Source organism: Pseudomonas sp. GW821-FHT01A09 (assembly GCF_058986725.1).
Window position 1 is genome coordinate 91,316 of sequence record NZ_JBYSWB010000002.1, and the last position, 19,132, is coordinate 110,447.

General features: G+C 60.2%; 19 protein-coding genes. 1 reads left to right on the plus strand and 18 read right to left on the minus strand.

Annotation, left to right across the window (positions count from 1 at the left end; all coding sequences use genetic code 11):
* Window positions 1-235: 235 nt before the first annotated feature.
* The 8 genes from AC3WJP_RS02695 to AC3WJP_RS02730 form a co-directional block, all read right to left on the minus strand.
* Window positions 236-997, minus strand: a complete 762-nt coding sequence (locus tag AC3WJP_RS02695) for a 1,6-dihydroxycyclohexa-2,4-diene-1-carboxylate dehydrogenase (protein WP_493719689.1) — start codon at window positions 995-997, stop codon at window positions 236-238.
* A 10-nt stretch (window positions 998-1,007) separates the two neighbouring features.
* Complete coding sequence (gene benC, locus AC3WJP_RS02700; protein ID WP_493719690.1) at window positions 1,008-2,030, minus strand: benzoate 1,2-dioxygenase electron transfer component BenC; 1,023 nt, start codon at window positions 2,028-2,030, stop codon at window positions 1,008-1,010.
* Window positions 2,031-2,040: 10 nt separating this feature from the next.
* Complete coding sequence (gene benB / locus AC3WJP_RS02705; protein WP_493719691.1) at window positions 2,041-2,529, minus strand: benzoate 1,2-dioxygenase small subunit; 489 nt, start codon at window positions 2,527-2,529, stop codon at window positions 2,041-2,043.
* Entirely contained in the window at window positions 2,526-3,902 is a 1,377-nt protein-coding gene (locus tag AC3WJP_RS02710; protein WP_493719692.1) for a Rieske 2Fe-2S domain-containing protein, read from the minus strand. Before AC3WJP_RS02710 ends, benB begins: the two co-directional genes overlap by 4 nt.
* An 85-nt stretch (window positions 3,903-3,987) precedes the next feature.
* On the minus strand, window positions 3,988-4,956 hold the full coding sequence (locus AC3WJP_RS02715; protein WP_493719693.1) for an AraC family transcriptional regulator: 969 nt from the start codon (window positions 4,954-4,956) through the stop codon (window positions 3,988-3,990).
* A 96-nt stretch (window positions 4,957-5,052) separates the two neighbouring features.
* Entirely contained in the window at window positions 5,053-5,961 is a 909-nt protein-coding gene (gene catA, locus AC3WJP_RS02720) for a catechol 1,2-dioxygenase (protein ID WP_493719694.1), read from the minus strand.
* A 44-nt stretch (window positions 5,962-6,005) separates the two neighbouring features.
* A complete protein-coding gene (catC, locus tag AC3WJP_RS02725) occupies window positions 6,006-6,296 on the minus strand; it encodes a muconolactone Delta-isomerase (RefSeq protein WP_493719695.1) in 291 nt (96 codons plus the stop codon).
* A 34-nt stretch (window positions 6,297-6,330) separates the two neighbouring features.
* A complete protein-coding gene (locus tag AC3WJP_RS02730; RefSeq protein WP_493719696.1) occupies window positions 6,331-7,449 on the minus strand; it encodes a muconate cycloisomerase family protein in 1,119 nt (372 codons plus the stop codon).
* A 100-nt stretch (window positions 7,450-7,549) separates the two neighbouring features.
* Between AC3WJP_RS02730 and AC3WJP_RS02735 the strand changes: the two genes are divergently transcribed.
* Window positions 7,550-8,419, plus strand: coding sequence for a LysR family transcriptional regulator (locus tag AC3WJP_RS02735; protein ID WP_493719697.1), 870 nt, complete (start codon window positions 7,550-7,552; stop codon window positions 8,417-8,419).
* 160 nt (window positions 8,420-8,579) lie between these two features.
* Here the strand turns inward: AC3WJP_RS02735 and AC3WJP_RS02740 are convergent, their stop codons facing one another.
* From AC3WJP_RS02740 to AC3WJP_RS02785, 10 genes are all read right to left on the minus strand, one after another.
* Window positions 8,580-9,563, minus strand: a complete 984-nt coding sequence (locus AC3WJP_RS02740; RefSeq protein ID WP_493719996.1) for a GlxA family transcriptional regulator — start codon at window positions 9,561-9,563, stop codon at window positions 8,580-8,582.
* Window positions 9,564-9,607: 44 nt separating this feature from the next.
* The gene (locus AC3WJP_RS02745) at window positions 9,608-10,606 is read right to left on the minus strand and encodes a 4-hydroxyproline epimerase (RefSeq protein ID WP_493719698.1); all 999 of its coding nucleotides are present in this window, start codon (window positions 10,604-10,606) and stop codon (window positions 9,608-9,610) included.
* A gap of 13 nt (window positions 10,607-10,619) precedes the next feature.
* Window positions 10,620-11,456, minus strand: coding sequence for an ABC transporter permease (locus tag AC3WJP_RS02750; RefSeq protein ID WP_493719699.1), 837 nt, complete (start codon window positions 11,454-11,456; stop codon window positions 10,620-10,622).
* Window positions 11,453-12,301, minus strand: a complete 849-nt coding sequence (locus tag AC3WJP_RS02755; RefSeq protein ID WP_493719700.1) for an ABC transporter permease — start codon at window positions 12,299-12,301, stop codon at window positions 11,453-11,455. The genes AC3WJP_RS02750 and AC3WJP_RS02755 overlap by 4 nt, the downstream gene beginning before the upstream one ends.
* Window positions 12,298-13,413, minus strand: a complete 1,116-nt coding sequence (locus AC3WJP_RS02760; protein ID WP_493719701.1) for a quaternary amine ABC transporter ATP-binding protein — start codon at window positions 13,411-13,413, stop codon at window positions 12,298-12,300. The genes AC3WJP_RS02755 and AC3WJP_RS02760 overlap by 4 nt, the downstream gene beginning before the upstream one ends.
* 74 nt (window positions 13,414-13,487) lie before the next feature.
* On the minus strand, window positions 13,488-14,336 hold the full coding sequence (locus AC3WJP_RS02765) for a glycine betaine ABC transporter substrate-binding protein (RefSeq protein WP_493719702.1): 849 nt from the start codon (window positions 14,334-14,336) through the stop codon (window positions 13,488-13,490).
* Between the two features lie 70 nt (window positions 14,337-14,406).
* On the minus strand, window positions 14,407-15,753 hold the full coding sequence (locus AC3WJP_RS02770; RefSeq protein ID WP_493719703.1) for an NAD(P)/FAD-dependent oxidoreductase: 1,347 nt from the start codon (window positions 15,751-15,753) through the stop codon (window positions 14,407-14,409).
* On the minus strand, window positions 15,750-17,267 hold the full coding sequence (locus AC3WJP_RS02775; RefSeq protein WP_493719704.1) for an aldehyde dehydrogenase: 1,518 nt from the start codon (window positions 17,265-17,267) through the stop codon (window positions 15,750-15,752). Before AC3WJP_RS02775 ends, AC3WJP_RS02770 begins: the two co-directional genes overlap by 4 nt.
* Window positions 17,260-18,171, minus strand: a complete 912-nt coding sequence (locus AC3WJP_RS02780; protein ID WP_493719705.1) for a dihydrodipicolinate synthase family protein — start codon at window positions 18,169-18,171, stop codon at window positions 17,260-17,262. Before AC3WJP_RS02780 ends, AC3WJP_RS02775 begins: the two co-directional genes overlap by 8 nt.
* On the minus strand, window positions 18,168-18,881 hold the full coding sequence (locus AC3WJP_RS02785) for a GntR family transcriptional regulator (RefSeq protein WP_493719706.1): 714 nt from the start codon (window positions 18,879-18,881) through the stop codon (window positions 18,168-18,170). Before AC3WJP_RS02785 ends, AC3WJP_RS02780 begins: the two co-directional genes overlap by 4 nt.
* Window positions 18,882-19,132 lie beyond the last annotated feature (251 nt).

A 19,132-nucleotide genomic window follows, 5' to 3' on the forward strand; every position in this document is an offset into this window, starting at 1 on the left:
GACGACTACGAAACCCTCAACGAACCGCTCACGCATTGCACCGCGCTAATGCGTGAAAAACACAAACGCCCTCAACTCGGTACTGTCCTTGGGGCGGCAATAAAGCGGCCGCCATATTTTCAGTGTCCAGCCAGACGTTCGTGCCGACCTCGGCGAGGATGACAACCGTCTGGAAGTTTGCAGTAGGCGCCTTATTGGCGCCGAGGAGATCAGCGGCTTGAATGCGGCCGCCGGATCAGCCCAAATCTCCACCCCCTACAGGCAGCGTGACGCCGGTAATGTAGGAAGCCTCATCGCTAGCCAGAAACAGAATGGCGCTCGCTTGTTCGTTGATTGTGCCGTAGCGCTTCATCAAGCTGCTGTCGACGGTCTGGTCGACAATCTGCTGGTACCACCGTTGTTCGTCGGCGCTGGGCGCTTGGGTGTTGCGGGGGATGCGTCGTGGTGGCGCCTCGGTGCCGCCCGGCGCCGTGGCATTGACACGGATGCCTCGTTCGGCAGTCTCGAACGCCAGGCAGGCCGTCAGGGCGTTCACCCCACCCTTGGCAGCGCCGTAAGGCACTCGGTTCACCCCGCGAGTCGCGACTGAAGAAACGTTGACGATCGCTCCGCTACCCTGCTCGATCATGTAGGGCAGTACGGCGTGGCAACACCACAATGTCGGGAACAATGACCGACGCACCTCAGCTTCGATTTCTTCGCTGCGGTAGTACTCGAAAGGCTTGGCCCAGATGGTGCCTCCAACATTGTTGACCAGAACATCGATACGCCCGAATCGACCATGGGCAGCGCCCATGACCTCGCCGCATTCGGTGCTCTGCTCGAGGTCGGCGGTGAGCGTCAACACTCGCTCGCTGCTGAGCTCGTGCACCAGCTCGGAGCGGTCCACTGCGACCACCCAGGCGCCCTCCTCCAGCAGGCGCTCGACCACGCAAAGACCTATGCCCTGGGCTGCACCGGTGACCACGGCGACTTTGTCAACGAAACGCAGGCTCATATCGACCTCCTCAGGCAGCATCGCCAGTGACCACGGCGTTGGGGGTGAATTTTTCGTAGTGAAAACTGGCGGGGGTCACACCCTGCTCGGTGAAATACTTGCGCACCGCGTCCACCATGGGAGGCGGACCGCACAGGTAGACATCCACATCGCCTGCATTCAGTGCACCTGCTGCCATGTGCTGGGTAACATAGCCTTGGCGTGGGTGCACCGTGGCAGGGTCGGCAACGCACGTCACGAAACTGAAATTGGGCAAGCGGTCCGAGAAGCCCTGCAAGGCATCGACCATCACCAGATCCTGATCGCGGGTGACGCCGTAGATCAGACAGATCTGCTGGGTCTCGCCTTTTTCAGCGAGCACTTCGAGCATGGCCAGAAAAGGCGCCAGACCAGTGCCGCCCGCCAGGAACAGCAGAGGCCGAGTAACCGCGCGCAGGTAAAAACTGCCCAGCGGGCCGGTCATGCTGACCTGCGCGCCGACGCTGGCACCGGCCAGCCAGCTGCTCATGAGGCCCCCGGGCACCTGTTTGATCAGGAAGCTGGCCTGGGTGTGACCGGGGCGGCTGCTGAACGAATACGAGCGTGTCTGCTGGCCCCCAGGCACGGCAATATTGACGTACTGGCCCGGCAGGAAAACGGGCGCCTGGTCGAGGGTGAAACTGACCTCCACGGCGGCGTCGGCATAGGTTACGATGCTCGACACCGTCGCGCCGAAATGCTTGGTCCCCGTCTTGCAGGCACTGGAAGGTACCGGCACGCTGAGCACGCAATCGGACTGCACCACCATCTGGCAAGTGAGGACCTGACGCTGCTCGGCTTCATCCTCGGCCAGGGCATCTTCGATGTAGTCGTCACCCAGGTCGTATTCGCCCGTCTCGCAGTGGCACTTGCAGGTGCCGCATACGCCATCGGAGCAGTCCATGGGCAGATTGATACGCTGGCGATAGGCGGCATCCAGCACCTTTTCGCCCGGCTTGCAGTCGATGAATCGGGTGACCCCATCCTCGAAGTTCAAGGCAATCGAATACGTCATGGCTTTGCCCTCAGATGTGGTAAATGTCGATGACTTGATGGATGTAGTCGTTCTTGAGCACGATCTTCTTGCGCGCGATCAGCGGGTGTTCGCCGCTGACGTCCAGGCGATAAAACGAGGTGCCGAAATACGAATCCGTGGTCTTGTAGCGATGGCTGAGGGTGTGCCAATTGAAGCGCAGCTCGACGGTGGCGCCGTCGTCGCTCAGCACTTCCAGGTTGGCGATCAAGTGTGCAGTGCGTGGCTCTGGCGTACTGGCACTGGAGCGCTCTGTCTTGATGCGGAATATCCGGTCTTCCAGGCCATCGCGGTTGGGGTAGTAGATCAGCGAGATTTCCCGATGCGGGTCTTCGGTGAGGCTGTCCTGGTCGTCCCAGGCCGGCATCCAGAACTCCACGTCCGGGGAATAGCATTGCAGCCACTCATCCCACTGGCGGTCGTCCAGCAACCGCGCCTCGCGGTAGAGAAAATCCAGCAGCAGGTCACGGGAGGTACTCATGGCTGAGCCTCCTTGTCAGTGGCGATCAAGCGTTCGCGCTCGGACTCCAGCGCGTTGAGCAAGCGGGATGCCCAGAATGCGTGCTGGCGAACAAATAAGCCTTCATCCTCGGTCTTCACGCCGCTGAGCTGTGGGCGCATGCCCATGGCCTTGGCATTGTCATCCGGGCCTTCTACCCATTGCTTGGCGCCACGGCTCAGATCGTTCCACAACGGTGCCGCGCCCTGATAACCGGTCTGGCAGGCGCGGAACTCTTCCAGATCGTCCGGTGTACCCATGCCGCTGACGTTGAAGAAATCTTCGTACTGACGAATGCGGGTGGCGCGCTCCTTGTCGCTTTCGCCTTTTGGCGCCATGCAGTAGATAGTCACCTCGGTCTTGTCCACGGCAATCGGTCTTACCACGCGGATCTGCGTGGAAAACTGGTCCATGAGATAGACGTTGGGGTACAGGCACAGGTTGCGGGTCTGGTCGACGATGAAGTCCGCGCGCTCTTGCCCAAGGCGCTCGGCCAGGGCTTCACGGTGGGCATGCACGGGACGTACTTCGGGATTGAGCAAGCGGGTCCACAGCAGAATATGCCCGTGCTCGAAGGCATACACCCCGCCCAGGCTTTTCGACCAGCCATTGGCATCGACGGTACGGGTACCCTCGGCCTCGTAGTTACGTCGCCCCATGGTCGCTGAGTAGTTCCAGTGCACGGAACTGACGTGGTAGCCGTCGGCACCATTCTCGATCTGCAGCTTCCAGTTGCCGTCGTAGATATAAGCCGAACTGCCGCGCAACACTTCCAAGCCTTCGGGCGCTTGGTCGACCATCTGGTCGATGATCGTGCGGGTTTCACCCAGGTAGTCGCTCAGCTCGGGCACCGCCTCGCTCAGGCTGCCGAACAGAAACCCACGATAGTTTTCGAAGCGACCAAGCCGGCGCAGGTCATGGGAGCCGTCGCAGTCGAAGCTGTCAGGGTAGGCCCCGGTTTTGGCATCCTTGACCTTGAGTAGCTTGCCGGCATTGCTGAACGTCCAGCCATGGAACGGGCAGGTGAACGACCCCTTGTTGCCTTGCTTGCGTCGGCAAAGCATGGCACCGCGGTGGGCGCAGGCGTTGACCAGACCGTGCAGCTGGCCTTGCTTGTCCCGGGTCACCACCACCGGCTGACGGCCGATGTAGGTAGTGAAGTAGTCATTGATGTCTGGCACCTGGCTTTCGTGCGCCAGGTACACCCAGCCGCTTTCGAAGATGTGCTTCATCTCCAGGTCGAACAGTTGCTGATCGGTGAAGATGTCTCGGCGGCAGCGGAAAACGCCAGTGGCAGGATCTTCCTGGACAGATTCACGGATCTGTCGAGCAAGAGCATCGATATTCTGGTTCATGGGCTGGGCCCTCCGTTGTTCTTGTATCAGGCACTTTCACCTTAAATGCCTCGCCTTCCTGGCGATATCCAGCCACTGCACATCGCTATCCATTTACCGCAAGGCCCTCTTGGCAGCGACGTGTGGTCTGCGATGGCAGTTCACCGAAGCGCTTGCGATAGGCTTCGGAGAAACGCCCCAGGTGCAGGAAGCCATGATCCAGTGCGACCTCTGTGACGCTGCGGGCAGCAGGCGACTGCAGCAATTCATGGACACGCTCCAGTCTGCGCTGGCGCACGTAATCGCGCGGCGACACGCCCGCCTGCCTTTCGAACAGCAAGTACAGCGAGCGCTCGCTCACCCGTGCAACAGTCATCAGCTGTTCGATACTGATCTCCTTGCGCAAGTGTGCATCGATGAACTGCCTCACCGCCTCGAACCCCTGGCCTTGGGATTGCGCCGGCATTTGTAGGGCTACGTTACTGGCGAGCATCCCCAGCAGCTTGCTGGCCACAAGGCGTTCATAAAGCACCTGGACCTCAGGCGCTGCCGCGCTCTCTGCCTCCTGACAAATTAATCCCAGCAGTTGTACGAAACACTGAAGGGTACTGAGGTCATGACGCGAGGCGGCGAAGCGTATGCCGTTGCTGGGCAGGACCCATTTCTGCTCCACACAAGTACTCTCCAGAAGGCCAACGGGCACCTTGATGATGAATTTTTCGCAATCCGCCGAGTAGGTCAGGTCGACAGGGTCATCGGGATTGATCAGCAGGATCTCGCCGGGGGTGTAAATTTGTTCTCTATCGCGGGCAAATGAGCGACAGTGGCCGCGCAACAGGATTTGCAGGTGATAGATCGATCCCAGGGCCGGGGACAGCACCTGCACTCGCGCGCCGTAACTGATACGGCACAGGTCCAGGCTGGAAAAAGTCCGATGGCTGATGCTCGCCCGCGGTTGGCCTTTGGGAGGAATGCGAATCTCATGGCTGCCCACATGCTGATTCACGTATTCAGACACCGCGTAGGCATCCGCCTGGTTAAAGATGCAGCTGCGTTCACTCAACAGGGTGGTCATGGTGTGCGCCTCTCTTGTTTTTTTATAGGCAGGCTCGGGGTGACGACAAAAGCTCCCGCCGCATTGCGGTCGGGAGCTGAACACTTCAGCGTTTTGTCATAAGGCTTCCAGCGCCCTCACCCGCTCGCGCTTGTCCTGCTCCCTGGGCTCTTCGGTAGGCTGCAGCACGAAGTCGAATTCGATCTCGGCATACCGATCACCGCCGTCTTCCTTGAACACGATGTCGGCAATCAGCTCGTCACGTGTGGCATAGGCGAAATCGTCGTGCAGGTACTTGTCGCCCGCCAGGTTGATCTGGGTAGTCAGGTGGCGATAGCCGGGTCCGGAGATGAAAAAATGAATGTGCGCCGGGCGCTGCCCGTGGCGGCCGAGCTGATCCAGCAGTGCCTGGGTCGGGCCATCCGGAGCGCAGCCGTAACCGGAGGGCACGATGCTCTGAAACCGGTACTGCCCCTGGTTGTCGGTCTGAATGCGGCGACGCAGGTTGAACTCGGACTGCGAGGGGTCGAAGTAGGAATAGGTACCTGCCGTGTTGGCATGCCACACATCGACGATGGCATTGGCCACGGGCTCGCCCGCGACATTGCGCACCTGGCCTTTCATGTACAGCAATGTGCCCGGATCCTGGCCATCGTCGAGCCGCGCTTCGTATTGCGACAGCGGCGCGCCGGCCACATACAGCGGGCCCTCGATAGTGCGTGGAGTGCCGCCCACATGGCCGGCCTGCTCGTCTTCAGCATCCATCAGCAGGTCCAGGTAGTGCTCCAGGCCAAGGCCAGCCACCAGCAACCCGGCTTCCTGACGAACACCCAGCTCATTCAGGTAATTCACGGCCTTCCAGAACTCCTCGGGGGAGACTTGCAGGTCTTCGATGATCTTGATGCTGTCGGTCAGCACGCGATGGATCACGGTCTTCATGCGGTCACTGCCCGCGCTCTTGTCGAAGCCGGCGGCACCTTCGAAGAATTTCTGCACTTCAGCGGTATGGGAAATACGAACGGTCATGGCGGTGTTCCTCATCATTATTCTTGTGGATACAAACGTCAGGTTCAGCGGTCGTCGGCGTGGATCGACGAGGGGTGTCTGCACATGGCCATGACTTCGATGTCCATGTAGGGGTACAAAGGCAGCTGCATCAGCGTGTCGTGCAACGCCTGGTTATCGGCGACATCGAAGATGCTGACATTGGCATACAAGCCGGCGATGCGCCACAAATGGCGCCAAGTGCCTTCCTGTTGCAGGCGCTGGGCCAATTCCTTTTCGTCGGCCTTGAGCTTGGCGGCTTGCTCGGACGGCATGTCAGCGGGCAGTTTGACAGTCATGCGTACGTGAAAAAGCATGGCGGTAGTCCTTGGTTGAAGAGTTGAATGACGGCTATCGACGGGCGAACCGGGCCAGGCGATGTTCGTCCAGCTCCAGGCCCAGCCCCGGCAGGCGCGGGATCAGCAGTTGGAAGTCCCGGTACACGGGCGGCTCGACAAGGATGTCCTCGGTCAACAGCAGCGGCCCGAACAATTCGGTGTGCCACTCCAGCTTGTCCAAGGTGGCGAAGGCATGGGCTGCGGCCATTGTGCCAATGCTGCCTTCGAGCATGGTGCCGCCGTACAGACCGATGCCCGCCGCCTGGGCAATGGCGGCCGTGCGCAAGACCGCACGAGGGCCACCGGTCTTGGCGATTTTCAAGGCAAAGATGGGCGCTGCGCCCATCTGCGCCAGGGCGAAGCTGTCTTCGACAGATTCGATGGCCTCGTCAGCCATCAGCGGTATTGGGCTGTGGGCGCTCAAACGGGCCATGCCGGCGCGGTCGTAGCGCGACAGGGGCTGTTCGATCAACTCGACCCCGGCATCGGCAAGCCGACGGCAGGCATTGATCGCCACCGCTTCGCTCCACGCCTGGTTGATGTCGACCCGGACGCTGGCGCGGTCTCCCAAGGCGCGCTTGATGGCCGCGACATGAGCGATGTCACGAGCCGGCTCGCCGGCCCCGATCTTGAGCTTGAAGTGGCGGTGGCGGCGCAGGTCGAGCATGCGCTCGGCTTCCTCGATGTCCTTGGACGTGTCACCGCTGGCCAGGGTCCAGGCGACTTCCACACCGTCACGTACACGCCCGCCAAGTACCTCGGCCACAGGCAAGCCAAGTCGCTTGCCCAAGGCATCGAGCAATGCGGTTTCGACAGCGCTGCGGGCGAATGTGTTGCCACGGATGGCACGGTCAACGCGCTGCATGGCAGCGTTCAGGTTGCTGGCATCCTGGCCGATGAGCAAGGGTGCAAACCAGGTATGGAGGTTGGTCTTGATGCTTTCCGGGCTTTCCCCGGCATAGGCCAGGCCGCCGATAGTAGTGGCTTCGCCGATGCCCACGATGCCGTCGCTGCAGCGAATGCGCAGAATCACCAGCGTCTGCCCGTGCATGGTATGCATGGCCAGCTTGTGCGGGCGAATGGTGGGCAGATCGACGATCTGGATATCGAAATGTTCGATATTGGCGGTCATGATATCCGTCCTGTTTATGTTTGTTCTTGCCCCTAGATTGACGCGGGACGACCCGCCGGTCCAATATTGAATAGGTCTCATTGAATACCCAGGAGGTATTGTGGAGCTTCGCCATCTACGTTATTTCCGGGTTGTGGCGCGAACCCTCAACTTCACACGTGCGGCGCAACAGCTGAACATTGCTCAACCGCCCTTGAGTCGGCAGATCCAGCAACTGGAAGACGAGCTGGGCATCCACCTGCTGGAACGGTCGCGCCCGCTGCGGCTGACCGAAGCGGGTCGATACTTCCAGGAAAAAACCAGCTTGCTGCTCGATCAACTGGAGCGTGTCAGTATCGACACGCGCAGGATCGGGACGGGCCACAAGCGTTGGTTAGGTATCGGCTTCGCACCATCGACTCTTTACGGCGCTCTGCCTGACCTGATACGGGGACTGCGCAGTCACGGCGACATTGAACTGGGCTTGTCTGAGCTCACTACCTTGCAGCAATTAGAGGCATTGAAAAGCGGGCGTATCGATATCGGCTTCGGGCGTCTGCTGTTCGATGATCCGGCAATTACCCAGAGGATTCTTCGCGAAGACCCCTTGGTAGCTGCACTACCCGCAGGACACCCTTTGCTCAGTAAGCCGGTCTCCCTGCTACAGCTCAGTATCGAGCCGTTCATTTTATACCCAGGCAGCCCGCGCCCCAGCTATGCCGATCATGTCCTGGGCGTGTTCGCCCAACATGGCTTGAAGATCGATGTGGCACAGATGGCCAACGAATTACAAACAGCGATCGGCCTAGTCGCAGCTGGCGTGGGAATCACCCTGGTGCCTGCCTCCGTACAGCGGTTGCACCGTGATGACGTTGGCTATGTGGCACTAATTGATAACAGCGTCACTTCGCCGATCGTTGTCAGCCACCGCACCGGTGACGTTTCCGACACGCTCCGACAATGCATGAATACACTCACACATCCACGCTGACCGCGGCCAATGCGTCACCCAGCATATTACGGCTTGAGCTATTCGGTTCGGATGTCCACCTGGCACAGCCTTGGACAGGATTGCATGCAACAACACTCTGCGCCCACGTCGGCCCGGTGCGGGGGGGCGCGCCGTAATAGGATACTGCCAGGCGAGCCTGCTATTTGACCCGGCGCTTCTCCATGGATGGCCGGTGACCAAAATACGAGCTGTAGCACTTGCTGAAATGGCTCGGCGAAACGAATCCGCAGGCGACCAGCACTTCCAGCTGTGACAGCTCGGTGTGTTGCAACAGCCTGCGGGCTTCGGTAATGCGCAGTTCCAGGTAGTAGCGTTGTGGCGTGGTGCCCAACTGTTCCTTGAACAAACGCTCGAGTTGACGCCGCGAGCGCCCGGCATGCACTGCCAGTTCCTCCATCTCCAGCGGCTCTTCGAGATTGGTATCCATCAGCTTGATGACTTCACGCAGCGGTGCGCTCACCGACAGCCGAGTGGTGGCTTTGGTGCGCCGATAACGTGATTCCTCGAACGACAGGATATCCTCGATACCTTCAACGAGGGCCTTGTCGTGCCGGTCCTTGATCCAGTGCAGGGCCATCTGAAACGCCCCCGTCGGGCTGGAGGCCGTCAGCCGGTCGCGTTCCATTACAAAAGGTTCGCTGGTGACTGACGCACCCTTGGCAATCTCCGCAAGAGCCGGGCGATGCTCTGGGTGGATTGCGCAGCGGTAACCTTCCAGGAGGCCAGCCATGCCCAGGAACCACGCACCGTTCCATAGCCCCGCTAGGGTGACCCCGGCGGCGGCTGCGCTTTTGAGTAGTGCGACCAGATCATCGCTGGCGGTCAGTGCCGTGCGGTAGCCACCGCAGATCACCAACAGATCCAGGTCATGAATCGCCGCTTTTCCCAGGCGCACGTCCGGACGGATGACCAAGCCCAAGTCACTGATGATCTCGCCCTCCTCCAGCCCATAGGTGGTCGAGGTAAACAACCCCGGCCGTAATAGATTGGCGGTGACAATGGTGTCCAATGCCTGGGTGAACGCGGGTAACGAAAAGTGTTCGAGCAGCAAAAAACCCACCCGCGTCCTGCCCGCTGCCTTGCTATGCGCTTCGGGCAGGAAGCGCAGATTCTTGCCTTGCATATTGCCACTGAACTCGCGCCGAGCGATCACTGAGTCGACCCCTCTCAAGCCAGTTGAAAGCCGTAGGCCAGCGGGTCTTCATCGTCGACGAAGATGGTGTTGTGGCCGATGATTTCAGCCCACCCGGCGACGCTGGGCAAAATCCCGTCGAAATCGCCAACGTTGACAGCGGCCTCGACCTTGCCTTCGAACAGGGTGCCGATGAGGCTTTCGTTACGAAACACTTCACCGACGCCAAGCCGCCCCTTGCCGAACAACTGCGCCATTCTGGCCGACGTCCCAGTTCCGCCAGGAGAACGGTCAATACCTTTATCACCATAGAACACCGCCGAGCGGCCATGGGCAGTGGCATTTTTAGGCTGGTCACACCAGATGATGTGATGCACGCCACTGATGCGCTGGTTTTCGGGATGGACCGGGTTCGAGACTTCAGCCAGCGCCGTGCGCAGCTTTTGGCTCAGGCCAATGATGTCGGCGCTGGTCATGCCATCCAGGCCGGACCAGTTGGCTTGCGGCTCTACCACCGCGTAAAAGTTGCCGCCGTAGGAAACGTCTACAGTCAAGGTACCGACACCTGGCACCTCGACCGGGACGTCAGCGCTGTGGAGATAGCTAGGGACGTTGAACAAGCGTACCGATTCGACCGCTTCGCCGCGCAGGGTGTAGTCGACGACGACGCGGCCGGCGGGAGTATCGACCGCCAGCTTGCCAGGCACCTTGGGCGTGACGAGCCCCTCTTCTATGACCACGGTGCTGAACCCAAGCGTACCCGCACCGCACATCGGCAGGCAGCCGCTGACCTCGATGAACAAGGCGCCGACATCACAATCGTCGCGATATGGCGGGTACAGGATCACTCCTGACATGACGTCGTGGCCCCGTGGCTCGAACATCAGCGCGGTGCGAACCCAATCGTGCTCACGTACGAAAATTTCCCGACGATCCGACATCGATACGGCGGGTAGCAATGGCCCGCCACTGGCCACGACGCGCACCGGGTTGCCGCAGGCGTGGGAGTCGATACAGAAAAAACTACGTCTCATGGCAAAGCCCCTATCAGACCATTTTGCGGGGTGAATGGCGCTGCAGGGCGCCGCGCGACAGGCGGTCGAGCAGCAGCGCGACGGCAACGATCGCCAGCCCCGCCCGCAGCCCCAGGCCCATTTCCATACGTGTCAGGCCACGGGTGACTTCCGCACCCAGGCCACCTGCGCCCACCAGACCGGCGAGTACCACCATGGCCAGCGACAGCAGGATGCACTGGTTCAGGCCCACCAACAGGGTCGGTGCCGCCGTGGGCAATTCGATCTTGAACAGGATCGCCCGTGGCGAAGCACCCGAGGCCTGGCCCAACTCGAGCAAATCCTTGGGCAACTGTTTGAACGCCAGGGTGGTCAGGCGCAGCATCGGCGGGACGCCATATACGATCGTGGCGATGATCGCCGGCACCCGCCCCAGGCTAAACAGCATCACCGCGGGGATCAGGTACACCCATGGCGGTACGGTCTGCATGATGTTGAGGATCGGCAGCAGCGCGGTGTCGACCCGCTTGAACCGCGCGGCCAGCACACCTAGCGGAAAAGCCACCGCTACGGATATCAGTACGGCCACCAGCACCAAGGCGATGGTTTGCATCGATGCGACCCACAACCCCGAGAACAGACAGAACGCCAGCATCAGGCCAGCGAACACCGCCACCCGCTTGGGCGCGAACACTAACGCCGCCGAAACCACGATCGCAATGAGCAGGTATGGGTGAGGGGCCAGCAAGGCACCCTCCACTGCGCCCAGCACCGCTTCGATGACCTTGCTGATCACTACGAACAGGCTGTGCAAGTTGGCATTCAGCCAATCGACTGCCGGCGCCAGAAACGCCCCCGGAGAAAAATTCATGTCGACTCCCCTTTGCTTGATTGCGCGGCGCTTTGCGCCAGTCGATCGAGGATCATGGTGAGAATGACGATGGCGATAGCTGCGTCGATGGACTTGGCGATATCCAGGGTACGTACCGCGCCGTAGATGGCTTCGCCCAGGCCGCCGGAGCCGACGATGCCGGCGATGACCACCATGCCGAAGGCCATCATCAAGCTTTGATTGACTCCTGCCATAATGCTCGGTAGCGCGAAGGGCAGGCGGATCTTGTAGAACATCTGCCAACCGGTCACACCGCTGGCTTCACCGAGTTCAATGAACTCCTTGGGCGTCATGCGAATACCCAACGAGGTCAAACGCAACGCCGGCGGCACAGCGACGATAAAGGTCGCCAGCAACGCCGTGGCGGGGCCATAGCCGAGCAAGGCGATCGCGGGCAACAAGTAAATGTAGGGTGGCATGGTCTGCACCAGATCCAGGGCTGGGTCGACCACGCGATCGATCGACGGTGCCAGGCCAGCCAGCACCCCTAAAGGGATGGCCACCAGCAACCCCAGGAACGTGGCGGTGAGCACCAAAGCCAGGGTGCTGGCCGTCTCGGTCCACAGCCCGATGAAGGCGCAGAACAGCAAGGCCAGACCGGAGAGAATGGCGAACCGCAGGCCAATAGCGCGCCAGCCAATCAGTGCAATCATCAAGGCGATTACATAGAACGGAGGTGCCGCGATGCACCAGAGCACCCCCTTGTAGACGCCAGCCAGGCCGGCGTTGATCGCGTCGAAAAACGCCTCGCCATGGTCCGCGAGCCAGCCCAAGGCATTGTCGATCGCGCCATCGAACTGCGCAGAAAAGTCCGGTGTGGTCATGACGTCACCTGCAACTCGGCGGCCTGGGCCGGCGCGAATTCGTTGGGGATGCCCTGCACGCCGCGCAGCAGGTCGCGGGCGGTAACGATGCCAACCACCGCGCCAGCGGCTTCGACTGCCAGGGCATCGCGCTCGGATTTCATCAGCAGCCCGATCAGCTCGTTGATATCGGCCTGCGGCGTGGTGCGGACCAGCCTCGCCGTATCGACACCAGGGTGGGATGCTCGGTAGGCGTCCACCGGCGTCATCACCGAGTGCGCCTTGACCAGGTGCAGCCGCGAGATGCCGGCGACGAACTCGGCGACGTAATCGTCCGCCGGATTGAGGACGATATCTTCGGCGGTACCGACCTGGATGATCACGCCGTCCTTCATGATCGCGATGCGGTCACCGATGCGGATGGCTTCGTCCAGGTCGTGGGTAATGAACACAGCTGACTTGCCCAGCTCTTTGGTCAGCTGTCGGAATTCGTCTTGCAGCTGGCGCCGGATCAAAGGGTCCAGCGCACTGAAAGGCTCGTCCATGAGGATGACTTCAGGGTCTGCCGTGATCGCTCTTGCTAGTCCGACGCGCTGCTGCATGCCGCCAGACAGCTCGCTGGGATAGCGCGAGGCCCATTCGGTCAGCCCGACTTTGGCCAAGGCTCGCTCGGCCACCTTGTAACGCTCCGCCTTGCCCACGCCTTGCACCTCTAGGCCGAAGGCGGTGTTTTCCAGCACGGTGCGGTTAGGCAGCAACGCAACGCTCTGGAACACCATGCCAATGTGCCGTGCCCGTACCTCACGCAACTGCGCGGGGCTGAGCGAAGCGAGGTCCTTGCCCTTGACCAGCACCTTGCCGGCGCTGGGGGTGATGAGCTTGTTGAGGAGCCTGATCAGCGTGGATTTGCCACTGCCGGACAACCCCATGATGCAGAAAATCTCGCCGCGACGGACCTGCAGGCTAACGTTGGACACGCCGACTACACAGCTGTAGTTCTGCAGGATCTGAGTCTTGCTCAACCCCTGCTTGACTACCGCGTCCATCGCCGCCGGAGCTCGGCTGCCGAAGATTTTCCAGACTGACTGGCAATCTACCAGTACTTCATTGGTGTCAATGTTGGCCGTTGTCATTTCGTACCCGTCGAACCAGTATTTGCTGGTTTCTTTAGTTGATCAGAGGGCGGCAGTGGCAAATAGGTTACCGGTCAGTTCTTGATATCAGCCCAGCGCTTGAGCAGCTCGGCATGGCTGTCGGTCCAGTTGCCGATCGCTTCATCCATGGTCTTGCCGTCCTTGACCTGGGTGTTGATGGCGGTGATATCCGCCAGGGGTACGTACACACTGGCCAGTACTTCACGGGCATGGGGGTAGCTTTCAGCGAAGCCTTTCTTGCCGATCCAGTAGTAGGCTTGCGGCGGCGGGAAGATGCCTTTTGGGTCCTTGAGAAACTTGAGGTCGTACTTCTGTACCATCCACGAAGGCTCCCAGACGGTCACGGCGACCCATTCCTTGCGGTCGATGGCAGATTTGAGGGCGGCGGTCATGGCTGCGGTACTGCCTTCGAGCAGCTTGAGTTTCAGGCCATAGCCGCTGACGGCGTTGGTAGCGTCGCTCATGAGGCCCGAACCGGGCTCGATTCCGATAATCTTGCCGCTGAATTTGTCGGCGTTGTCGTTGAGCTGATCGACCGAGTCGATATCAACGTACTTGGGTACAGCGATACCTTGATAAAGGCCGAACGAAACAGGCGAGAGTTTTTCCAGGCGGTTCTTGTTCTTGGTCCAGTAATCGTGCGCCGCATAATCGGTCTGCGAAGTGATGATCTGGATGTCACCCTTGGTCAGCGCCGCATAGGCAATGCCCCATTCGGAGAACGATACGACCTTGACGGTATAACCGGCGTTCTCCAGGACCTTCTTGGTAATGCCGGTAATGGGGGTCAAGTCTTCCCAAGACAATGTGCCCATGGTGATAGTTTTTTCTTCTGCATGAAGTGCGGTACTCATCATGCAAACCATTGCGATGGCACACAGTGCCTTCCACATCTTTTTCATGGCATTCCCCGACCTACGTTAGTGCATAGAGTGGTGGCTTCAGATGCAAAGCCGATGTGTTACAGGGCAGTCAACCTTCACGACCTGCTCTGAGGGCTTGCCAGCGAATGACCGAGCCGACCCCCAGGCTTGTTATTATTTTCGGCGGAAGCATGCTGGGTTGCGGACCACGGCTGAAGGTTTCGAGAAACCTGGAAGTCGTGCCGGTCGCCAGCTCAGCAGCCATAACCCCTGCCAACGTACTTTTCACGGTACCAAGACCGTTCTCGCAGCACGCTGAAAACAGGTTCTCTTCTACCTCTCCAAACGCCGGAGCACTGTTGCGGCTCAAGCACAAACGCCCGGCCCAGCTGAACTCCAGCGGCGTCGACTTCAGCTCGGGGAACCGAGCATCCAACGACGACCGTTGTTCCCTTGCCACCTGAGCAACGCGCTGCGGCGTGACCTGGATGCTCGGGTCGTAGGTGAACTTGGTGCGAATGACGATTCGCGACCGCCCATTCTCGGAAATCTTGCGTACCGTGGCCCCCATCGGGTCGGCTGGCAGCAACGCCCAGCGTGATTGCCCGGTAGCGGCGGTGCCTAGCTCGTCATGGCTGTAGGCCGCAGTCATCGATGCATAGGTGAACACATGCAGTAGCCGCCCGCGGAAATGGCCGAAGTCTTCGATATGGCCGTTTACCGCGAGAATGACTTTGGGCGCTGTCACCTGCCCTTGGTGGGAACGCGCGACCCAGTCGTTGCCCGCCCGCGCGAGTTCCACCACGGGAGTCTGTTCATACAGGCTGATCTTGTCGCCCAGTCCATCCGCCAGATCGCGTATGTACTGGGCCGGCTGGATCATCACCGCGCCTGGAGTGCGCAACCCGCCGCGGTAATAGCGTGAGCCGGTGATCTCGTGCATCTGGGTGGCATCGAGCAACTCGAATCGCTCGCCGATACCCTTGAGGGACGCGGCGTATTTGACGTTGAGCTTGAGCCCCCGCTCGGTAGCCGCAGCGTTGATCTTGCCGGACGGGTCGAACGTGGTGGGCGCCATGCCGTATTCGCTGGCTGCCTGAGCAGCGAAGTCAATCGCAAAACGATTCTGGCCGATCTCCAGTGCCGTGGCCGACTCCCCCGCCACCGAATATTCCCCGGACGACAGGCTGTGGGGCACATCGATCATGAATCCGGAGTTGCGCCCGGCCGGCCCCTTGGCGACCTCATGTGCGTCGACGACCACGATGCGGTCATCAGGGCGCAGCTGAGACAGCCTGCGTGCAGCCGACAACCCGGCGAAACCCGCGCCAATGATCAGCCAGTCCGCCGTCACGCTCCCATCAAGCCTGCGCACGGGAGTCGAACGCGTGGAGATCGCCTCCCACCCAGAAACGCCGGTGTCTACCGGCAGACGCTTGATGGAATGGCGGCTCATTTTACGCTCTCGTCCACAGCGCGATCGGACACATCGATCCAGATAGTCTTGATCTCGGTGTACTGATCGTGGGCGAAAACCGACTTGTCGCGCCCACCGAAACCGGACTCCTTGAAGCCCCCAAACGGGGTCGACGCGTCACCCTCGCCAAAGCAATTGACGGTCACGATACCGGCGCGAATTTCTCGCGCCAGCTTGATGGCGTTGCGCAGGTTGCTGGTGTAGACAGAGGCTGCCAGACCGTAGACGGTGTCATTGGCCAGAGCGATGGCTTCGGAAATCGAAGCGAAGGTGGTCACCGACAGGACCGGACCAAAGATCTCTTCCTGGAAAAGGCGGCTGTCACGGTCGACACCCACCACCACGGTTGGCTGTACGAACGCACCGTCTTGCGTATCGCCACCGTAGGCGACTTCGAGTTCTTCGCTGATCGCATACTCCAGGTAAGACTTCACCTTGGCGAAGTGTTCCGGGCTGATCAGCGAACCCACGCGGTTCTGCGGGTCCAACGGGTCACCCAGTTTCCACTCGCGGATGTAGGCGCCCATGCGCTTGAGCAGTTCGTCCTTGACCGATTCGTGAACCAGCAAGCGCGACGTCGCCGAGCAGTTTTCGCCCATGTTCCAGAATGCGCCGTTGACCACATGTTCGGCCACCAGGTCCAGATCTTCAGCGTCGCCCAGCACCACGGCGGGGTTCTTGCCGCCGCACTCCAGCACGATGCGCTTGAGGTTCGAATCGGCGGCATAGTGCAGGAAGCGCCGGCCAGTGGTAGTCGAGCCGGTGAAACTGACCATATCGACGTCTTCGTGCAGGCCGATCGGCTCGCCGACGTCCTTGCCGGTGCCGGTTACGATGTTCAACACACCTGCCGGTACACCCGCTTCGAAGGCCAGCTCGGCTACGCGCAGGGTGGTGAGGCTGGTCTGTTCGGCGGGCTTGACGATTACCGAACAACCGGCGGCCAGCGCCGGGCCGATCTTCCAGGCCAGCATCAACAGCGGGAAGTTCCAGGGCAGTACACAGCCGACCACACCAATGGGCTCGCGCACCACCAAGGTCAAGGCGTTGTGACCCACGGGCGCGGTGTTGTCGTAGATCTTGTCGATCAATTCGGCATGCCAGCGCAGTGTGTGAATCGTGTCGGGGATGTCCACCAACTGGCATTCGCGCACCGGCTTGCCACTGTCCAGGCTTTCGAGCACCGCGAGTTCATGGCTATTGCGCTCGAGCAGCAGGGCGAACTTGAGCAGCACCCTTTTGCGCTCGCCCGGTGACAGCAACCGCCAACGACCATCGTCGAAGGCCTCCCTGGCCTTGCTGACGGCATAGTCCACATCCGCCGCATCGCACGCGGCGATGTCGGCCAGAAACTCACCCGTGGCCGGGTTATGAGTGGCGAAGGTGTTGCCGGACAAGGCAGGCTTGAACGCACCGTTAATGAAGGCGTTGGCCGGGAAAGAAATCGACTGGGCGATGGCGGCATATTCGACCGCGGTCAGAAGGTTACTCATGGCTGGCTCCCGAAGTGATATGGGCAACGGTACGTTTCACGTTGGTGATAACGGTCTGCAGGCTGCGTTTGTCGTCTGCATTGAGCGGACGCAACGGTGCCCGGACGTCGCCGACCTTCAAGCCATTGAGCTCACAACCGAATTTGATGCACTGCACGAACTTGCCGCCGTCGAGGGCATTCATCAGCGGCATCATCGCCGACATGATTTGCCGGCCCTTATCGAAGTTCTTTTCCAGTACGCAGGCCTCATACAGGGCCACGTGCTCGCGGGGCAGGAAGTTCGACCCAGCGCAAACCCAGCTCTGCGCGCCCCAAGCGAAGAACTCCAGCGCCTGGTCATCCCAGCCGCAAGATAGTGCAATGTGCGGGAACTCGCGGGCCAGCAGATGCACGCGTCCCATATCGCCGGAGCTTTCCTTGATGGCCTTGACGTTTTTCGATTTGCCTACGCGTGCCAGATACTCCTCGTTCATCTGTACCGACATGCGACCGGGGTAGTTGTACAGCATGATCGGCAGATTGGCGGCGCGGTCGATGGTCAACGCATGGATGGCGTTTTCCTGATCGGTGGGCAGCGCGTACGGCGGCGTGGTGACCAGGATGGCGTCAGCCTTGATGGCCTTGGCATCCTGGGCATACTGCACGGCGTCTTCGGTACGGATAGCGCCGGTACCCACGATCAGTTGCACGCGACTACCGATGATGTCCTTCGCGTAGGCCACCAACTCGATGCGCTCCTCGGCAGTTTGGGCGTAATACTCGCCGGTCGAGCCGCCGATGATGATGCCGTGCACCTTGGACTCGATCAGGTATTCGAGCACTTCGCCGAACACCGCCCAATCGATCTCCCCGTCCGGCGTGTGCGGCGTTACCGCTGGGGTATAGATACCTTCGAATTTCAAGAGTCTTTCTCCGACAAGGATGGCGCAGGGGTATCGACGAACTGGTCTTGCTTGATGCCCTGCGGGGCGATGTAAATCTGCATGTTCTTGCGTGACGGCTCCCAGTGCTCGAACACCAGACCGACGAAAGCTTCCTCGTCGTGGCGCTCGAGCGCTTCGATGAACAGGTCGTGGTGATTGGCCGATAGTTGCAGGTCTGCTTCCATACCTTCGTCGCGAGGGCGGAAGAAGGTATGGCCGATACGCGCATGGTCGATCTGCAAGCGTTCGAGACTAGGTTGCAAATATTGATTGCCGGCCATTTCACCGACGATCGCATGGAAGCGGCTGTTCTCGACCACCATGGCAGTGGCGTCGCGGGACGCGATGGCCTGGCGATAGCGGTATTGGGTTTCCTTGAGCTCGTTCAGTTGCCGATGCTTGTAGTTGTGCACGGCCAGCCGGCCGATCGCGGCATACATCATCGGCGCGACCTGGAAGAAGTTGCGCAGGGTCGAGTGATTCATCGGGATGACCCGGGTTCCGCGGTTCTCGCGGATATCGACATAACCCTCACCTGCCAGGCGGCGGAAGACTTCGCGAACCGGAGTACGGGACAGCCCGTAGCGCTCACAGAGGTCCATCTCGTCCAACAGTTCGTCAGGGTCGAGTTCCATCGTCAGAATTTGACGTTTCAGGTCTTCGTACAGCGCGGTTTTGCCGTTTTTCACAAACGACCTCCAGAGGGCTTTCGCCTGGTTCGGCGGCGGGTCAATAGGGTCAGATTGGCACGCGTACACATAGTGGTCAACGCTGTGTATTCATCATAAATACATTGAAAAACGCCGCAAAAACACTTTTTTTCTAAATAAATTATTAGCTTTTCATATAGTTATGAAGATATAGAAGAAAACGACCTGTCGTTATTAGAAAAGCGACAGGTCGTTTTTAGAGATGCGGCTGCGGGGTAGCCGCTAAGCGG

Coding starts and splice junctions, on each gene's coding strand:
- benC (WP_493719690.1), bottom strand. CDS start 2,030: ATGACGTATTCGATTGCCTTGAACTTCGAGGATGGGGTCACCCGATTC.
- benB (WP_493719691.1), bottom strand. CDS start 2,529: ATGAGTACCTCCCGTGACCTGCTGCTGGATTTTCTCTACCGCGAGGCG.
- catA (WP_493719694.1), bottom strand. CDS start 5,961: ATGACCGTTCGTATTTCCCATACCGCTGAAGTGCAGAAATTCTTCGAA.
- AC3WJP_RS02775 (WP_493719704.1), bottom strand. CDS start 17,267: ATGAGTAACCTTCTGACCGCGGTCGAATATGCCGCCATCGCCCAGTCG.
- AC3WJP_RS02730 (WP_493719696.1), bottom strand. CDS start 7,449: ATGACCGCCAATATCGAACATTTCGATATCCAGATCGTCGATCTGCCC.
- AC3WJP_RS02695 (WP_493719689.1), bottom strand. CDS start 997: ATGAGCCTGCGTTTCGTTGACAAAGTCGCCGTGGTCACCGGTGCAGCC.
- AC3WJP_RS02715 (WP_493719693.1), bottom strand. CDS start 4,956: ATGACCACCCTGTTGAGTGAACGCAGCTGCATCTTTAACCAGGCGGAT.
- AC3WJP_RS02750 (WP_493719699.1), bottom strand. CDS start 11,456: ATGAATTTTTCTCCGGGGGCGTTTCTGGCGCCGGCAGTCGATTGGCTG.
- AC3WJP_RS02745 (WP_493719698.1), bottom strand. CDS start 10,606: ATGAGACGTAGTTTTTTCTGTATCGACTCCCACGCCTGCGGCAACCCG.
- AC3WJP_RS02710 (WP_493719692.1), bottom strand. CDS start 3,902: ATGAACCAGAATATCGATGCTCTTGCTCGACAGATCCGTGAATCTGTC.
- AC3WJP_RS02740 (WP_493719996.1), bottom strand. CDS start 9,563: ATGCAAGGCAAGAATCTGCGCTTCCTGCCCGAAGCGCATAGCAAGGCA.
- AC3WJP_RS02765 (WP_493719702.1), bottom strand. CDS start 14,336: ATGAAAAAGATGTGGAAGGCACTGTGTGCCATCGCAATGGTTTGCATG.
- AC3WJP_RS02770 (WP_493719703.1), bottom strand. CDS start 15,753: ATGAGCCGCCATTCCATCAAGCGTCTGCCGGTAGACACCGGCGTTTCT.
- catC (WP_493719695.1), bottom strand. CDS start 6,296: ATGCTTTTTCACGTACGCATGACTGTCAAACTGCCCGCTGACATGCCG.
- AC3WJP_RS02760 (WP_493719701.1), bottom strand. CDS start 13,413: ATGACAACGGCCAACATTGACACCAATGAAGTACTGGTAGATTGCCAG.
- AC3WJP_RS02755 (WP_493719700.1), bottom strand. CDS start 12,301: ATGACCACACCGGACTTTTCTGCGCAGTTCGATGGCGCGATCGACAAT.